14 protein-coding genes are annotated in these 16338 nt (G+C 36.7%); 10 read left to right on the top strand and 4 right to left on the bottom strand.

The annotated features are described in order from the left end of the window. The first annotated feature begins 46 nt into the window (after positions 1-46). Positions 47-2224: a bifunctional diguanylate cyclase/phosphodiesterase gene (locus MHI10_RS13745; RefSeq protein WP_340786281.1), complete on the top strand. Its 2178-nt coding sequence runs from the start codon at positions 47-49 to the stop codon at positions 2222-2224. A gap of 109 nt (positions 2225-2333) precedes the next feature. On the opposite strand, the gene MHI10_RS13740 is transcribed toward MHI10_RS13745, so the two are convergent. Together MHI10_RS13740 and MHI10_RS13735 are read right to left on the bottom strand one after the other, a co-directional pair. Beyond that, entirely contained in the window at positions 2334-3680 is a 1347-nt protein-coding gene (locus MHI10_RS13740) for a GntP family permease (protein ID WP_340786279.1), read from the bottom strand. A 13-nt stretch (positions 3681-3693) separates the two neighbouring features. Then, entirely contained in the window at positions 3694-4815 is a 1122-nt protein-coding gene (locus tag MHI10_RS13735) for a glycerate kinase (RefSeq protein WP_340786277.1), read from the bottom strand. A 118-nt stretch (positions 4816-4933) separates the two neighbouring features. Here MHI10_RS13735 and MHI10_RS13730 point away from each other — a divergent pair, with 118 nt between their 5' ends. Then, positions 4934-6007, top strand: coding sequence for a CdaR family transcriptional regulator (locus tag MHI10_RS13730; RefSeq protein WP_340786275.1), 1074 nt, complete (start codon positions 4934-4936; stop codon positions 6005-6007). A gap of 48 nt (positions 6008-6055) precedes the next feature. On the opposite strand, the gene MHI10_RS13725 is transcribed toward MHI10_RS13730, so the two are convergent. Next, positions 6056-6604, bottom strand: coding sequence for a glutathione peroxidase (locus MHI10_RS13725; protein ID WP_340786272.1), 549 nt, complete (start codon positions 6602-6604; stop codon positions 6056-6058). Positions 6605-6924: 320 nt separating this feature from the next. Here MHI10_RS13725 and MHI10_RS13720 point away from each other — a divergent pair, with 320 nt between their 5' ends. The 6 genes from MHI10_RS13720 to MHI10_RS13695 all read left to right on the top strand — a co-directional run bounded on the left by MHI10_RS13720 (position 6925) and on the right by MHI10_RS13695 (position 12464). Beyond that, positions 6925-7155 carry a helix-turn-helix transcriptional regulator gene (locus MHI10_RS13720; protein ID WP_340786269.1) on the top strand — a complete coding sequence of 77 codons (231 nt, stop codon included), beginning with the start codon at positions 6925-6927 and terminating at the stop codon, positions 7153-7155. A 2-nt stretch (positions 7156-7157) separates the two neighbouring features. Then, entirely contained in the window at positions 7158-7460 is a 303-nt protein-coding gene (locus MHI10_RS13715) for a hypothetical protein (protein ID WP_340786265.1), read from the top strand. Between the two features lie 47 nt (positions 7461-7507). Continuing rightward, the gene (locus MHI10_RS13710; protein WP_340786263.1) at positions 7508-8812 is read left to right on the top strand and encodes a serine hydrolase; all 1305 of its coding nucleotides are present in this window, start codon (positions 7508-7510) and stop codon (positions 8810-8812) included. Between the two features lie 266 nt (positions 8813-9078). Next, on the top strand, positions 9079-9621 hold the full coding sequence (locus MHI10_RS13705) for a DinB family protein (protein WP_340786260.1): 543 nt from the start codon (positions 9079-9081) through the stop codon (positions 9619-9621). 151 nt (positions 9622-9772) lie between these two features. Next, positions 9773-10261, top strand: a complete 489-nt coding sequence (locus tag MHI10_RS13700; RefSeq protein WP_340786259.1) for a metal-dependent hydrolase — start codon at positions 9773-9775, stop codon at positions 10259-10261. Between the two features lie 493 nt (positions 10262-10754). Continuing rightward, positions 10755-12464: a methyl-accepting chemotaxis protein gene (locus tag MHI10_RS13695; protein ID WP_340786256.1), complete on the top strand. Its 1710-nt coding sequence runs from the start codon at positions 10755-10757 to the stop codon at positions 12462-12464. Positions 12465-12870: 406 nt separating this feature from the next. On the opposite strand, the gene MHI10_RS13690 is transcribed toward MHI10_RS13695, so the two are convergent. Further along, positions 12871-13269: a TetR/AcrR family transcriptional regulator gene (locus MHI10_RS13690; RefSeq protein WP_340786253.1), complete on the bottom strand. Its 399-nt coding sequence runs from the start codon at positions 13267-13269 to the stop codon at positions 12871-12873. A 302-nt stretch (positions 13270-13571) separates the two neighbouring features. On the opposite strand from MHI10_RS13690, the gene kynU reads away from it, so the two are divergent. Both kynU and MHI10_RS13680 read left to right on the top strand, forming a co-directional pair. Next, positions 13572-14858: a kynureninase gene (gene kynU, locus MHI10_RS13685; protein ID WP_340786250.1), complete on the top strand. Its 1287-nt coding sequence runs from the start codon at positions 13572-13574 to the stop codon at positions 14856-14858. Between the two features lie 27 nt (positions 14859-14885). After that, positions 14886-16280 (top strand): amino acid permease, encoded by a 1395-nt coding sequence (locus MHI10_RS13680; protein ID WP_340786247.1) that lies wholly within the window; start codon positions 14886-14888, stop codon positions 16278-16280. Positions 16281-16338 lie beyond the last annotated feature (58 nt).

Here is a 16338-nt window from a genome sequence, read left to right as displayed (position 1 = left end):
GGGAGAATTATCTGTTTTATGCAAAAAGGAGAGGAGGTTTGTATTGATGCAGAAAAAAGGTGCAAAAATTCCTTTTTACAAACAGCTAGTTCAATTCGTACTTGTATCTATTATTTTACTTGCAATGCTTATTTTTTGGAGTGAAGGAGTATATGGTGTCTTTATAGTGGATAATTATGTAACGATCCACTTGCTAATTGAAATTTTTATTATTGTTGTGTCACTGACCATTGCGATTCAGTCTTGGTTAATTTCACCATATATCTTATCTAGTGTACGTCTTTGTTTAGGAGCCTTGTTTTTAACTGTTGGTTTACTTGAAATGATACATACTCTATCTTATAAAGGAATGCCATTTTTTCTTACGGAGAGCATGACCTATGCTCCAACATGGTTTTATATGATATCTAGGCTAATATTGCCGATAGGTGTTATCGTAATATTGACTGTCAAGGAAAAAACAATTAGCGCATCTTACCGGTGGATTGTATATAGCATATCTTTGCTTTTCTCAATAGGTTGTGTTGTTCTTGTCTATGCTCAAATGCCTTGGTTACCGTCACTTGTTCAAGAAGGCAGTGGACCGACTGTTTTGAAAATAACTTTACAGTATGCCGCTATTTTTCTTCAATGTATCGTGCTGCTATTTTTGATGTATTACTTTAAGCGGGCACCTAGAATAATGTTTTATATGATATGTGGTTCCGTCTATTTAATAATGAGCGATGTTCTTTATACAACTTACAATGATGTGTATGATATTAAAAATTTTGTGGGACATATTTTGCAATTATTGGCGTCCTACTTATTTTTTAGAGCGATTTATTATTCTTCCATTGAAGAGCCGTTTCAGCAATTGACCGAGACGCAAAAGCATTTGAAAAATTCTCAAGAAAAAATGCAATTTATGGCTTATCATGATGATATTACAAATTTACCGAATGAACGCTATTTGATGGAAAATTTAAAGAAAAGAATATACATAAATGATTCACAAAGTGCTATTTTAGCCATAGAAATTGATCGTTTTTCAACATTTAAAGCATCACTAGGAAAGACGTGCGCAGACCAAATGTTAGGGATGACTGCGAAAAGACTACAACAAATATTACCTGGAAAATATGTACTTAGTATTTTAAGGGATGGGTCATTTATACTTGTTATAGATGATATGAAAAATACTCAGTATTTGATGCAGTTAGCTCTACAATTGCAGCAAATTATGAAAGAGCCTTTCGATATACAACACTTTTCGCTGAAAGGAGTTTTAAATATTGGAATTGCTCTGTATCCGGTAGATGCGAAAAACGAAGAAGAGTTCGTGATGGCTGCAATATATGCGATGGATGAAGCGAGGAAACACCCTTCACGTATTAAGTTTTATGAAACAACAATGTCCTATGGTATGGCGGAAAAAGTTATTTTAGAAAACGATTTACATAATGCACTCGAAAATGATGAGTTATTTTTAGAATATCAACCACAAATCAATATACAGACAGGAGAAATTGTATCTGTCGAAGCACTTGTGAGATGGCAACATCCTAAAAAGGGATGGATATCGCCAAGTGTATTTATCCCAGTTGCAGAAGAATCGGGTTTAATCATTCCGATTGGACAATGGGTATTGGAAACCGCATGTATGCAAGTAAAGCAGTGGGAGCAAGAAGGTTTGCCACCATTAAAAATCGCTGTCAACTTATCAATTGGTCAGTTATTCCAACAAGATTTAGTGGAGATGGTACAGAAGGTGCTTGAAAAAACAGCACTTCAACCGCAATATTTACAATTAGAAATTACGGAAAGTATGACAATTAATATTGACCATATGAGCGCTGTTTTACAGGATTTAAAAAAACTAGGCATCACAATAGCAGTGGATGATTTTGGAACAGGCTATTCATCTTTAGCTTATTTAAAAGATTTTTCCATTGATTGTTTAAAAATAGATCGATCCTTTATGCAAAAAATCCAGACTAACTCTACGGACGAAGCACTTGTCGCTATGATTATATCAATGGCGAAACATCTGCAATTAAAAGTCGTTGCGGAAGGAATTGAAGAGGTTGAACAGCTAGCCTATTTAAAAGGTAGTCATTGTGAAACGGTGCAAGGATACTTATTTAGTAAACCGATTCAACCAAAGTTATTGCAGGAAAATTATGGAGAAATTCGCGACAATGCGCAACGTATATTAAAGCAACTGGCATTGATTGAAGCATAAAACAATACTAATCTTTTATGTAAAAAGAGAATCCCACTGAGCTGAAAATGAGCTTAGTGGGATTTTCTACCTAATATAAGTGATTAGCTATTTTCATCGGAACTTCAAGTTAAACAAAAATTAGCCATAAAACAATAGAAATCGAGATAGTTGTTAAACCTTGTAATAAAGTTGCCATTGTTTGTGCTTTGTAAGCTTGTGTGACTGTCATGCCACTATATTGTGCAATGACCCAGAAGAAGCTGTCATTGACATGTGAAACAGTCATAGCACCTGCACCAATAGCCATCACAACAAGTGCTAATGGGAATGCGCCCTCTACTCCAGCTGTTACAAGCATTGGTGCGATTAAAGTAGATGTAATAACTAACGCAGTTGTGGATGAACCTTGTGCGGTTTTTAGCGCAGCTGCAATTAAAAACGGTACGAGTAAAAATAATGCGCCTTCTGATAAAGATCCTAAATCCATTTTTTGTAGCATTTCGCCAACGCCTGTTTCTTTAATTATTGTTCCGAATGAACCACCCGCAGCTGTAATTAATAAAATCGGCGCAGCATCTTTTAAGCTATCACCAACCCAGCCCGTCAGCGTTTCTTCTTTGAAATTTGGCATTAGTGGGAATGCTGCTAAAACCCCCAATAATAATGCGACGATGGGACTACCAATGAAGCGTAAAATCATATTGAATGTCGATTCTGAATCCCCGACAAGTGTAGCAATCGAACCGATCCCAATTAAAATAATTGGTAGTACGATTGGAAAAAATGCGCTAAATGTAGAAGGCATCTTTCCAAATGATTTGATGACATCTTCGTAATCCATAGCATCTTCTTTATCTAACGGAACTTCAATTTTACTGGCTACTTTTACAGCCCATAAATAACCAACGAATGTTGCTGGAATGGCAACAAGTAAACCAACAAGTATAATTGTCCCTAAATATTGTGAAGCACCGATATTTCCTGCCGCTGCAATTGGACCTGGTGTTGGTGGAACAAGAACATGCGTTGCAAATAAGCCTGTTGCTAAGGCAACTCCCATAGAGGCAATTGTTACTTTAGCTCGCTTAGCTAACGATTTTTGTAAGCTTGATAAAATGATGAAGCCTGAATCACAAAATACAGGAATGGATACAATGTAACCAATAATAGACATCGCTAATTGCGGATGCTTTTCCCCAACAAGGCGCAGTACGACTTCAGCCATACGATACGCAGCACCTGAGCGCTCTAAAATTACTCCAATCATCGTTCCTGCCACAATCACAATCCCGATGCTCGTCATCAAACTGCCAAAGCCCGTATTAATATTTGTGACAACGTCTAACAGTGGCATCCCGCTTGCAATACCAACAAAGAATGAACTAAAAATTAATGCTAAAAATGGATGAAGCTTCAACTTAGCCGTTGCGAATACAACAAATAATACCCCTAGTAAAATAATGAAAAATAACATTCTCACTCACTCCCTATAGTTTTGTATGGGTAAAGAAATTTGCGACACATTGTTCCAAAAGCTTAGCTGGCATTGAAAGGGCTTCATCTATTGTTACTTTATTATTGACAATAGATGTCATATATTGAAAGTTACCCTGTAGTTGCTCAAAGTCTTCGATAATTGCTGATACTAAAAGCGTAGGGATTTGATGTGCTTTCGCCATTTGTGCGACGCCGTACGGGGCTTTCCCGTGCAATGTTTGCGCATCGGATTTACCTTCGCCAGTAATAACTAAGTCCACATTGGTTAATTTTTGTTCAAGTGCTACTTGTTGTAATACGAGGTCAATACCTTGTTGAAATTGTGCCTGACAGAAAGCGATAAGTGCACCACCCATCCCGCCAGCCGCACCAGCTCCTTTTCGTGTATGCAAATGAATGCCTGTCGTTTGTTCAACGATATCAGCCCAATGTTGTAGGGCCCCATCAAATAATGGGATGTCTTTTTGTAATACGCCTTTTTGTGGACCAAAAATAGCGGTCGCCCCATTTTCACCAATAAGCGGATTATCTACATCGCAAGCGACGATGAAGCGTGAGTCAACAATACGTGAATCCCACGTGGAAAAGTCGAAACTAGCCAAACGTTGTAAACCAAATATAGATGCTTCAACTGGATTTCCTGCCTCGTCATTTAACTGTAATCCGAGTGCGCGGAGCATGCCGACACCACCATCATTTGTAGCGCTTCCACCGATGCAAATAATAAAATTACGATAGCCGTCGTTTAGTGCATGTTGGATAAGTTCACCTGTTCCAAAGGATGAAGCAATATGTGGTTTTTTTTCGCTGTTGTGTAACAGGGTAATCCCTGAAGCTTGGGCCATTTCGATGACACAGGTTTGGTTATTACCAAGAACTCCGTACGTCGCTTCATGGGGGCGATGCAATGGGTCATGTACAAATCGCTGTACAAAATGGCCATTCGTAGCTGAAACAAGTGCTTCCATAGTGCCTTCTCCACCATCTGCAATTGGTAGTTTTTCTGTCTTACAACGAGGTAATGCTTGCTTGACACCTTTTTCTATAGAATCTGCAACTTCAGATGCAGATAAGGTACCTTTGAAAGAATCCGGACTAATCAAAATATTCATTTTATTCCTCCCTTTAAGCGCTTACATTTATTATAAAAATATCTCGAACATATATCATTATGTTTACTGTATAATTAAATTGTATTATTACAGATTATTTTTTATACGAGGTGTATAAATGCTATCTATAAAATTGGCAGAAGAAATTGTGAAACAAACTTCTATGCGTCTGCATTATAATATCAACGTAATTGATTTAGATGGAGTTATTTTAGCTTCTGGTGAAAAAAAACGTATCGATTCCTTACACGATGGCGCGTTAGAAGTAGTTAGAAGTCAGCAAGTTGTAATGATTGAAGAAAATCAACATGCCGAATACCCAAACTGTAAGCCAGGCATTAATTTACCATTGACTTACAACGGAAGGATTGTAGGGGTGATTGGGATTACAGGTAAGCCAAAAGAATTAGAAGAAATTGCACAACTTGTCCAACTAACAACAGAAATGATCATCCATCAGGCATTTATGGAGACGGAAAGTGAGTGGCAGCAGAAAAATAGTGAGCTGTTAGTGAAGGCGCTTCTTGAAACGACAACGCTCACTCCAACATTATTGCACAGAATTAATAAATTGCCATTTCCACTTGTAGGCCCGTTTCATTTTTTACTAATAGAAGAAACGATGATGACTGCATCCAATAAAATTTACTTGAAGCTCGAAGAAATGCTCTATCGTCAGCCTGTGCTATTTGGTCAGCTAAATTTAACGACGTATTATATATTAGTCGGCCACACATACCCATTGAATCAATTCATCAAAAAGCTCTCTAAAATTCAGCAACTGTTTCATGTACCGATAGGAATCAGCATGGCGATTGAGGAAATTTCCATGCTGAAAAAAGCTTATGAGGCTGCCAAGTTTTCGCTTGCTTTTTCGCACCAGCGTAACGCAATCGTGACATTTGAAGAAATTGAGATATATACATTGCTTCAGCGTAAAAAATCTGAGCAAGTAGCTATTTTTCATGAAAAAACGGTCGAACAGTTGGATGCCAAATTAATACATACGTTGAAGAAATTCTTTGAGTGTAACTTAGAAATATCGACCACGGCAAAGGAACTAGACATTCACCGTCATACGTTAAGTTATCGTTTGAAAAAGGTGGAGCGTTTAATTGGTTACAATCCTCAATCTTTTAAAGATGCCAGCATAATTCAGCTCGCCTTTCTATTAGCAGAGCAGCCGGTATAAATGAAGAAAAGGAGCTACTCCGTAAATGGGTAGCTCCTTTTCAACGAATCAAGCGAATAATTGTTGAATCGCATGTTCAATATCAAGCATCGATGCATTTGGCTCAAATCGAGTGATTACTTTACCATGCTGGTCAACTAAAAACTTGGTGAAATTCCAACGAATATTATGTCCGAGTAAATAATCGGGGTGCTCTTCCACAATTCGGTTGTACAACATTTTTTGTTGCATCGTGTCTGTTGCCATTGGGGTTACATCGACTTCATGCTTTAAATAATTGAATAAAGGATGTGTCATTTCACCATTCACTTGCACTTTGTCAAAAATAGGGTAAGTTACACCGAATTGCCCTTTGCATTGTGCCGCGGATTGTTCACCGCTTTCAGGATTTTGATTGCCAAACTGATCACAAGGGAAGGATAATATTTCTAAACCTTGTGCTTCGTATTTAGTATAGAGTTTTTGCAAATCTTCATATTGATATGTAAATTGACACTGGCTCGCTGTGTTCGTGATCAACATAACTTTTCCACGATATGTTTGCATAGATAAAATGTCACCATTTGCTTTTTTAGCTAAATAATTATAAATACTCATAAAACACCTCTAGTAAGTAATATTATTCTATTATAGCGAAAAGAATATTGGAAGTCTAAAAGACTGTTCTTACACATGGATATCTTTCTGCAACGGGTGAATATAGATCTTTGGAAATTGTGATTTAGGGTTATATTTTAGTAGTGCTGGCTTAAAAATTGTCTCACGTGCATTTCGCGTGAGGCTTTTTTTATGTTGTGTGGTGTCTAAAATTCGATTGTACGTGTTAGATGATAATTGAACTTTCAAATAATTAGGTAATATATTCTTTACATAAGGTAAAAAATATATTACACTCAATTTGTCAGTAGGAGGTAATGATGGTGATAAATGGAGAAAGAAAAATTCAAAATCGAATTGTTGTGTTAAGAGCTGAAAGAGGATTGTCCCAAAGAGAAATGGCAGATAGATTAGGCGTGAGTAGGCAGACAATTATTTCTCTTGAAAAAAATAGATACAACCCTTCGTTAAAATTAGCATTTGATATTTCGCTCATGTTTGGAGTGGATTTGCACGAAGTTTTCCAGTATGAAATAGAGGAGGAAAAGTAGGTATGGCTATTTTTTTAGCAAGTTTATCCCTTATTTACGTATTAATTTTCTTTATTGCTGTTTTTATTTCGTTAAAATTTGAATGGAGTGAAGAGAACAAAGATGAGCGTGGAAAAAGCATTTCAAGTAAATCGTACGGTATCGTATTTCCTTTAATGCCTTTAGGTTGGTTTTTACTTGAGTTATATGACCGATATATTGGTTCACTCAGTTATGATGCATATAAATTAGCTATTTGGTATTTACTTACAGGGTTAATGATTCTTCAAGTAATTATCTTAAGCGTTTTAAAAAGGAAATATTAAGTTGAACGCTGTTATTCACCAAATAATAAACATTAGGGAGCTGCTGTATGAATATTTACGCGTGGATCGGGACATTGGGTATTATTTTTCTTACACTCTTGCCGTTACGCAAAAAAGCGAACAGGACTAAAGAGGGAATTCGAAAGGCAATTATCACAGTAGTCATCGTGCTTGGAATCATCATTGCTGTGTTGGTTTTTAATATGAATTATCCATTTGCATTCATTGTTGGTGTCATCGCTATGATCCTATTCGATAAAAAAACATATACGAAGAAACGCTTGCTCATTTATAGTTCGATAATTGTTGTTATTGGGATTGCAGTTTATTCCGTTTTCCGAGATAATCCCGATTATGTTTTGGATCATTTAAAGGAAAATCCACAAACAACTTCCCTTTACGTAGCGGAAAACGGTATGGAATTCATTACATATCAATCGGATATAGTGAGGCCGCTCGCAAGTACAGTGAAAATGCTCGTTGCCGTTGAATACGCAATGCAAGTCGATGCAGGCATTCTTTCTAAGGACAGTACCGTGTCGCTAGATAGTTTAAATCGTTTATATTATAAAAATTCGGATGGCAATGGACATGAATCATGGTTGGAAGCGATGGACATTGAAGGGAAAAATACTGTCGTTACATTACATGATGTTGCAAAAGGAATGATTACTTACAGCTCAAATGCCAATACAGATTATCTTATTCATATACTTGGCATAGAAAAAATCAATGAGCGCGCAAAACTTCTAGGTCTGACACAGCATGAAAAAGTATATCCAATAGGCAGTGCACTTTTAATATCAAAAATGGTAGAAACTTCGTTGTTAAAGGAACAGCAGTTAATTGAAAATCTTAATGAAATGCCAATGGAAACGTATCGTTCTACAGCAGAACAATTAAGTGAACGAATGAGGGAAAGAACCATCAAAGTTGAAGAAATTCCTTTTGATATACCTATGAATTTACAGAGAGTATGGTCGGATCGGCTCATAGGTGCATCCGCTAATGATTACGGGAAGTTGTTGGCAATCATATCGAATGACGAACTTCCGGGTGGGGCATCCGACATCGCAAGGGACTTACTCGAATGGCCAATGCAATTAAACAAAGGAAATCAGCAGCGCTTTGCCCACTTTGGTGCAAAAGGTGGCTCGACTGCATTTATATTGAATGACGCTTTGTATGCAGAAGATCATAATGGGAATAAAATCGAATTCGTCATTTTGACAGATGATTTGAACCTCTGGCAAGCCCAAATGCTTCTATATAATATGAATTCCTTTGAATCAAAAATGCTTGGCGATAAAGTTTATCGTCAAAAAGTCCAAAAAGAGCTATCTGAATCATAATGTAATAAAGTAGCTTTGAACAGTTCCTTCTGGCGCAAAATACAAGTAGTATAAGCCTTGAACTGCAAGTGTAGTTCATCGATTTTTGCTTGATGATGGGCGCCTTTTAGAGTATACATCCTTAATAATTCTTGTTCGTTTAAGCAAGTGTTAGTATCCACCATGACACAATATAGAAGGAAGCGCTGTGGAATACTTCTAACTATAAGGAATATAATAGGAAGGTGAATCTTTAACACTTATTAGAGATGGGATGGGGAGAGAATATGAGCAAAATAGGCAATGACCATTTAACTGAAACGAGAGATCATTTAATAAACGAAATTGATTCATTAAGTGAGAGTCAATTAAATTGGAAGTCTAATTTAGAAAGCTGGAGTATTGCTCAAGTTTGCCATCACCTCGTTTTGGTCGAAGAGTCGACTATAAAAGCAATTGCCTGGGGGGTAAAAGCAGGTGAACCTACGCAATCAGAGCGTAAAAAAGTAGAGCAACACATTTTAGATAGGACGAAGAAAATAATTGCCCCAAAAATCGTTGAACCTGATACGAAATTATTTGAAATGCAGCAAATAAAAGATTTGCTAAATGATTCACGAATAAAATTACATTCGTTACTTAGCACGGTAGAAGATAAATCGATGCTAGCGAAAAAATCAGTGAAGCACCCAGCTCTTGGTGAATTGCGACTAGATCAATGGATTGAACAAATTTATTTACATGAGCAACGACACATCGAACAAATAAAAGAGATAAGAAGTCTTTATGAAGAATTGACTGAAGCTTTTTCATCGGATCACATTCAATAACCAACCTATTTTGTAAGTGTGGAATGGACCTTGTATTATAGAAGTCTAACTGAATCTGAACATGCATTCGGAATGTACGTTCTCTTTTTGCTGAAACTGTGTTAAATTTAAAGTGTATAATTTATCAACAGGCAAGGAGACTTATGGACTTATGCTAGGAAACACACACATCGCAGGGGGCATCACAGCAAGTCTTGCTTTTGCACAAATTTCAACTAATAATCCGTTTATATTGGTAGGGGCAGGCATTATCGGTGCATTGCTGCCAGATATATGCCACGGCGGGAGTAAAATTGGGCGGGCATTTCCCATTAGTTCGAAAGTCGTCAATAAATTATTTGGGCATCGATCTTTCACGCATAGTTTGCTTTTTTTATTTTGTATAGCGATGCTTATGAATACTTTCGTCCCATATAAAACGTTCACAATCGGTTTATTACTAGGGATGATCAGTCATTTGATTCTTGATATGGGAACGAGGCAGGGAATTAAATTATTTTTCCCAATCAAAATTAGAGTCCGTTTGCCCCTCACGATTAAAACAGGTGGCAAAGTGGAACAGGTTATTTTTGCAGCGCTCTGTGTATTATCCCTGTATTTTAGTTACGAGATGATTATGGATATAGTGAAAATTACGTAAGCAATACAAGCGTTCTATTAAATTATCAAAATGAAACAGGTATAGAAAAATGACTCATTTTTCTATACCTGTTTTATTTTATAAAAATAGAAGTTTTCCATTTACATAAGTAGGGGATGAATATAAATATGGATGCTAAATTAGTATTTGTATACAGTATTAAAAATGATAATATCTCGAACGGAAGGACTTGAAAAGAAATAATTGTTGTAAAATGATCGGATTAGTTCTTTGGTAGTAGTATCTAAATACCCTTTTATTCGGCAAAAAATCCTATATATTGAAATGGGTAGTAGTGCTATGTTATGATTAAAGTATAATAAGAATATAGTTAATATTATTGCTTATTGAGGAGTTTTTCGATAGATTTACACGTTTTATTATTTTTAGATTACTAAAATAGAGCCGTAAGAAGAAAACCAAAAAATAATATGTATAGGAACTGTATGGAATACTAGCCAACAGTACATTGTGAAAGGGGAAGCTATTAACTATGGGTTTACGCAATGCTAAAATAGGAAAAAAACTACTTTTCTTAATATCATTTTCAATTTTAACCTTTTTCCTAATCGGGGGAACAGGATTTTATTACATGAATGATATGAAGAAATACTCTGAGCAGATGTATGAAGATGCGCTACTTCCTATAAAGTGGCAAGCAGAAATCCGTACGAATAACCGAGCAATCGATGGTTTTACGTTGGAAATGTTGTTGTCAACTGATACGAAAGAGCAGCAAGCATTAAAAGTACAAGTTGTAGATCGATTAAACCGCAACGCTGAAATAATTGAAGGTTTAGAAAAAGGTATATTATCAGAAACAGAGTTAGAGAGACTAAGTACGTTTAAGATTTTATATGAAAAATACGAACAAGACCTACAAAAAAGCATGGGCTTAATTATAGCTAAAGATGCTAGTTTTGATTATCAAGATTACCAGGAAACACTTAAAGAACCAATCGAGAGAAGCAATGAAATTTTGGATGAACTAAAAGTTTACTTAGAGACGTATGCAGATGATTTGGATGAGACGATTACAAAAAGTGTGAAAATGAGCAATATTATCGTTGTAACAGTCATTATCGTAGCGCTTTTATTTAAAATTGCTATGGGGATTATAATAGCCCGTATGATTATCAATCCATTGAAAGATATGGAAACGTTAATGATCAAAGCAGAAAATGGTGATTTAACTGTTGAAGGCAAGTATCGTTCGGCAGATGAAATCGGCGTACTAACAACTTCTTTTAATAATATGGTATCAAAATTAAGAGAATTGATGGGGCAAGTAAATAGTACTTCTGAGCAAGTAGCAGCTTCTTCTGAAGAATTAACAGCGAGTGCTGAGGAGTCTAGTAAGGCAAGTGGAGATATTGCACAAACCGTACAAGACGTTGCAACGGGTGCAGAGCGTCAAGTAGAAGGAACGCAAGAAAGTAAGGCAGTAGTAGAGGAAATGGTCACTAGTATTCAATTAATTGCATCCAACACACAAGAGATTTCTGAAAATGCAATAGAAGCTTCACAAAAAGCATTAGAAGGAAACGAAGCAATACAATCTACTATTGAACAAATGGGCTCGATTAATACGACAGTTGCTCAATTGTCCCAAGTTGTAGAAGGCTTAGGTGTACGCTCTCGAGATATCGGAGAAATTATTGAAGAAATTACTGACATTGCAACACAGACGAATTTATTAGCATTAAATGCAGCTATTGAATCTGCAAGAGCAGGAGAACATGGTAAAGGCTTTGCCGTTGTAGCAGATGAAGTTCGAAAATTAGCCGAACAATCCGCACAATCCGCTAGTAGAATTGCAGAAATGATTTCATTTATACAAAAGGAAACACAAATTGCTGTAGAGTCAATGGAACAAACAACAAATGAAGTAACAAATGGAATAGAAGTAGTAAATCAAGCAGGCGAATCCTTTGGACAAATCCGTATGTCAGTAGACAATGTTTCGGATCAGTTACAAAAGGTGTCTGTTGCAGCACAACAAATTACAGTAGGCGTTAATCGTGTCCTGCAATCTGAAGAAAGATTAGCGGAAATTGCCCAAGATGCGGCAAATGGTACACAAAATATCGCGGCTGCTACTGAAGAACAGTTAGCATCTATGGAAGAAATTGCAGCTTCTGCAGATTCATTAGCAAGCTTAGCAGAAAGCTTACAAGAACAAATTGAATTCTTTAAAGTATAAACCATCAATTCAATGGAATACTTTGAATTGCCCGCCAATGATATTCATTGGCGGGTTTTTGCTGTTTATAAACGATCATGTTCTTTCGGTGATTTCAAATACCAACACCTTTACTTCGTTCATCCCCAGCGGCTGCTTTCAAAAATCATCTAGAGAAAGAGGACTAAAATATTAGTATTCTTTAAAATCAAGATAAAGTCCATCAACATACATTGTAGTAATGGTCCAGGCGATTTCCTCTATTGAAGATGTTGTTTTATTTTGAATGATATCCCATTGATAATTTTCATTTGTATAAAACCAAGATTTAGCGACTAATTCAGCTTTTAAATCTGTTCGAGCTAACCCCATCGTTTGAGCGTAAGTAATATCTTTTGTAATGAAGTGAATATTGGCTTGTCGAATTTTATTCCATTTTGTATGGACGGAATGGGATAAACCAATTGCTTCTGAAAAAAACCTTCATTATTTTTTCGTTGGACTTAGCCATATTTAGAAAGGCTGTTACTTGTTTGAGGATAAGTTGCCTTGCTTCTCTTTTTGATGTAGGTAAAAAAGGTGTATTAGCCATGTCTAAAAACTCCTGCATCACATTTTCCATTAACATAATTAATAGCTCATCTTTGCCCTTGAAGTGTACATAAGCCGTACCGTAACCTGTTTTTGCTCGTTTAATTATTTTTGAAATAGTCGTTTTTTCAAATCCTACTTCATAAAATAATTCACGCGCCGCATCGAGTAGTTTCTGGCGCGTCATAATAGAACGTATATTTCTTCCATCTGTTGTTTTTTCTTCATTTCTCATGTGACGAGACCTCCTATTGTACAAGTATTTCATAGGGGAATGCACTGTGTTTTGTAGTTCTTTCTGATATATTCGAAATAATTTTGTATTAGAACAATTTGACTTAAAGCCTTAGCACGATATCAGGGACAAATATATAACGTAAGTATAAGGGGGGCTTTATATTGAATTTTTGTGTTTATTTTATCTACCAAAATAATTAAAAGAAAAATATTTTTTTAAACATATTGACACGATGTCAGTATTATAATGAATTACATCAAAATTCAGATGACTTTAACCATTAAAAGGGGGCGATGTTTTTGAGTAAAGAAATTAGCTTACTCACACGAGAAAATGCACAACAACAAGATTTACAAGACGAATTTTATCCATATCGTGAGGAATTTTATTTACAACCAGGTGTTATTTATCTTGACGGGAACTCATTAGGGCTCATGTCAAAACGTGCAGAATTAAAAGTGGCAGAACTGATGGAATCATGGAAAACGTATGGGATTGAAGGGTGGACAAAAGGGGAGTATGCATGGTTTTTCTTATCTGAAAAGCTAGGCGAAATGTGTGCACCACTTGTAGGAGCTTTAAGTGAAGAAGTGATTGTAAGCGGTTCCACGACATCGAATATTCATCAACTTATTTCAACGTTTTACAAGCCAAAAGGAAATCGAACGAAAATTGTTGCGGATGAACTAACATTTCCATCGGATATTTACGCGCTTCAAAGCCAATTGAAACTAAGAGGGTATGATCCAGCAGAGCATTTAATACAGGTGAAAAGTCGTGATGGTAAAGTTATTTTAGAAGAGGATATTATCGCAGCCATGACGGAAGAGGTCGCGTTAATTTTCCTGCCAACTGTGTTGTATAGAAGTGGTCAGCTATTGGATATTCAGCGCCTAACTGCTGAAGCACATGCCCGTGGAATTTGTATCGGATTTGATGCGTGTCATTCCATTGGGGCAATTCCGCATACCTTTAGTGACTGGGGAGTTGATTTTGCCGTATGGTGCAATTATAAGTATTTGAACGGTGGACCGGGATCGGTAGCAGGTATGTATATGAATAAAAAACATTTCGGTATACAACCTGGATTAGCAGGCTGGTATAGTTCGAAAAAAGACAAACAGTTTGATATGGAACACACTTTACATGTAGAAGAGTCAGCTGGGGCGCTACAATCGGGAACACCGCATGTCCTAAGTTTGGCGCCAATCATTGGTTCTTTGGAAATATTCGCTGAGGTAGGCATTGAAAAAGTGCGTCAAAAATCCCTGCATATTACACAGTACATGACAGACTTAATCAATCAAGAGTTGTCAGGGTTAGGTTTTACAATCGGTAATCCGAGTGAGGATGCTAGACGCGGTGGACATATTAGTTTAGAGCATGACGAAGCTGTACGAATTTGCAAATCTTTGGTGGAAAATCGAATTATTCCAGATTTCAGACCGCCAAATATTATTCGTTTATCACCGATTGCATTTTATACATCTTATGAGGAAGTATGGCAAACAATCCAAACGATCAAGACAATCGTAACTGAAAAGCACTATGAGAAATTTGATAATAAACGTAATGTTGTCTCGTAATCTATTTAGGAACGGGAGGAGTTCGTTATGAAAAATGACAATAGTTTTCAAGATATTATCGAACGGGAAAAAGGGTTAAATCGTAGTTTAACGACAGGTCAATTGACGATGATTGCTATTGGTGGTGCAATCGGAACTGGGTTATTTTTAGGGAGTGGCTTGGCTATTGGTTTGGCGGGTCCGAGTGTCATCATTAGTTATGCCATTGGTGCATTGATTGCACTATTATTAATGGGCTGTTTGGCAGAAATGACAGTGGCTCATCCTGTTACAGGTTCATTTGGGGCATATGCAGAACGTTATATTAACCCATGGGCAGGTTTTAGTGTTCGCTATTCTTACTGGTTTAGTTTAGTTTGTGCAATTGGAACAGAAGTCACGGCTGTTGCGGTATATATGAAATATTGGTTCCCTACAGTTCCTGCAATTGTGTGGATTATAGTATTCGCAGCTATTTTAATCTATGTCAACCTAACGAGCGTTAAGATGTTTGGAACTGTTGAATATTGGTTTTCGGTAATAAAAATCGCAGCGATTGTTGGATTTATTATTTTAGCGGTTTATGTAATCGTTGGTGCGGATAGCTCATCAGCGATAGGTATCCAAAATTATTCGAATGATGGCGGATTCTTCCCGAACGGACTGTGGGGAATGTGGATTGCTGTATTTATTTCGTTATTTAGTTACTTAAGTATTGAAATGATTGCAGTTAGTGCGGGAGAAGCAAAGGATCCAGAAAAGGCAGTTCCAATTGCGCTTCGTTCAGCAGTTGTCCGTCTCGTGTTATTTTATTTGTTAACACTATCGCTTATGTTAATGATTGTTCCTTGGGGTGCGGCTGGGGTGGATAAAAGCCCATTTGTTAAAGTAATGGAAATTGTAAATATTCCAGGTGCAGCAGCCATTATGAATTTCGTAGTCCTTGTGGCGGCACTTTCAGCTATGAATAGTCAATTATATATTTCTACACGTATGATGTTTTCATTGTCTCGTGGTGGCTTTGCTCCGAAAATACTTGGAAAACTAAACAAGAAATCTGTGCCATCTATTGCATTATTTACTTCCGTTATTGGCATTGTCTTCGCAACAATTTTCACCGTGGTAAAACCTGATTCGGCTTTCGCCTTAATGATTTCACTTTCTAGTTTTGGCGCCATGTTTGCTTGGTTTATGATTTTTGTCACACATCTATTTTTCAGACGGAAATGGAATGCAACGAATGGACGTAAATTACCGGTGAGAATGATTGGATTCCCTTATTTAACGATACTTGGAGCTGTTCTTCTAGCTTCAGTTGTTTTATCAACGTGGTTTTCACCTGATTTTAAAGCCACATTAACACTCGGATTCCCGTGGCTGCTCTTTATCTCAATTTGTTACTTTATTTGGAAGAAAGCCAACGTAAAGAAGATAAATGAGTAGAAGAAGTGGAAGGCGATAGAGCAAAATAAATCCTGTATGGTGGAGCAAGTTTGACCGC

It is taken from the genome of Solibacillus sp. FSL K6-1523, assembly GCF_038005225.1.
GTDB lineage: Bacteria > Bacillota > Bacilli > Bacillales_A > Planococcaceae > Solibacillus.
Note: the sequence above shows the minus strand (reverse complement) of the source record. Positions and strands in the feature narration are given on the sequence as shown.

Bases quoted from the DNA above. Each gene is read 5' to 3' on its own strand.
- MHI10_RS13745 (WP_340786281.1), top strand. From the start codon at position 47: ATGCAGAAAAAAGGTGCAAAAATTCCTTTTTACAAACAGCTAGTTCAA.
- MHI10_RS13710 (WP_340786263.1), top strand. From the start codon at position 7,508: ATGAATATTTACGCGTGGATCGGGACATTGGGTATTATTTTTCTTACA.
- MHI10_RS13720 (WP_340786269.1), top strand. From the start codon at position 6,925: ATGGTGATAAATGGAGAAAGAAAAATTCAAAATCGAATTGTTGTGTTA.
- MHI10_RS13690 (WP_340786253.1), bottom strand. From the start codon at position 13,269: ATGAGAAATGAAGAAAAAACAACAGATGGAAGAAATATACGTTCTATT.
- MHI10_RS13705 (WP_340786260.1), top strand. From the start codon at position 9,079: ATGAGCAAAATAGGCAATGACCATTTAACTGAAACGAGAGATCATTTA.
- MHI10_RS13680 (WP_340786247.1), top strand. From the start codon at position 14,886: ATGAAAAATGACAATAGTTTTCAAGATATTATCGAACGGGAAAAAGGG.
- MHI10_RS13725 (WP_340786272.1), bottom strand. From the start codon at position 6,604: ATGAGTATTTATAATTATTTAGCTAAAAAAGCAAATGGTGACATTTTA.
- MHI10_RS13735 (WP_340786277.1), bottom strand. From the start codon at position 4,815: ATGAATATTTTGATTAGTCCGGATTCTTTCAAAGGTACCTTATCTGCA.
- MHI10_RS13695 (WP_340786256.1), top strand. From the start codon at position 10,755: ATGGGTTTACGCAATGCTAAAATAGGAAAAAAACTACTTTTCTTAATA.
- MHI10_RS13730 (WP_340786275.1), top strand. From the start codon at position 4,934: ATGCTATCTATAAAATTGGCAGAAGAAATTGTGAAACAAACTTCTATG.
- MHI10_RS13740 (WP_340786279.1), bottom strand. From the start codon at position 3,680: ATGTTATTTTTCATTATTTTACTAGGGGTATTATTTGTTGTATTCGCA.
- MHI10_RS13715 (WP_340786265.1), top strand. From the start codon at position 7,158: ATGGCTATTTTTTTAGCAAGTTTATCCCTTATTTACGTATTAATTTTC.
- MHI10_RS13700 (WP_340786259.1), top strand. From the start codon at position 9,773: ATGCTAGGAAACACACACATCGCAGGGGGCATCACAGCAAGTCTTGCT.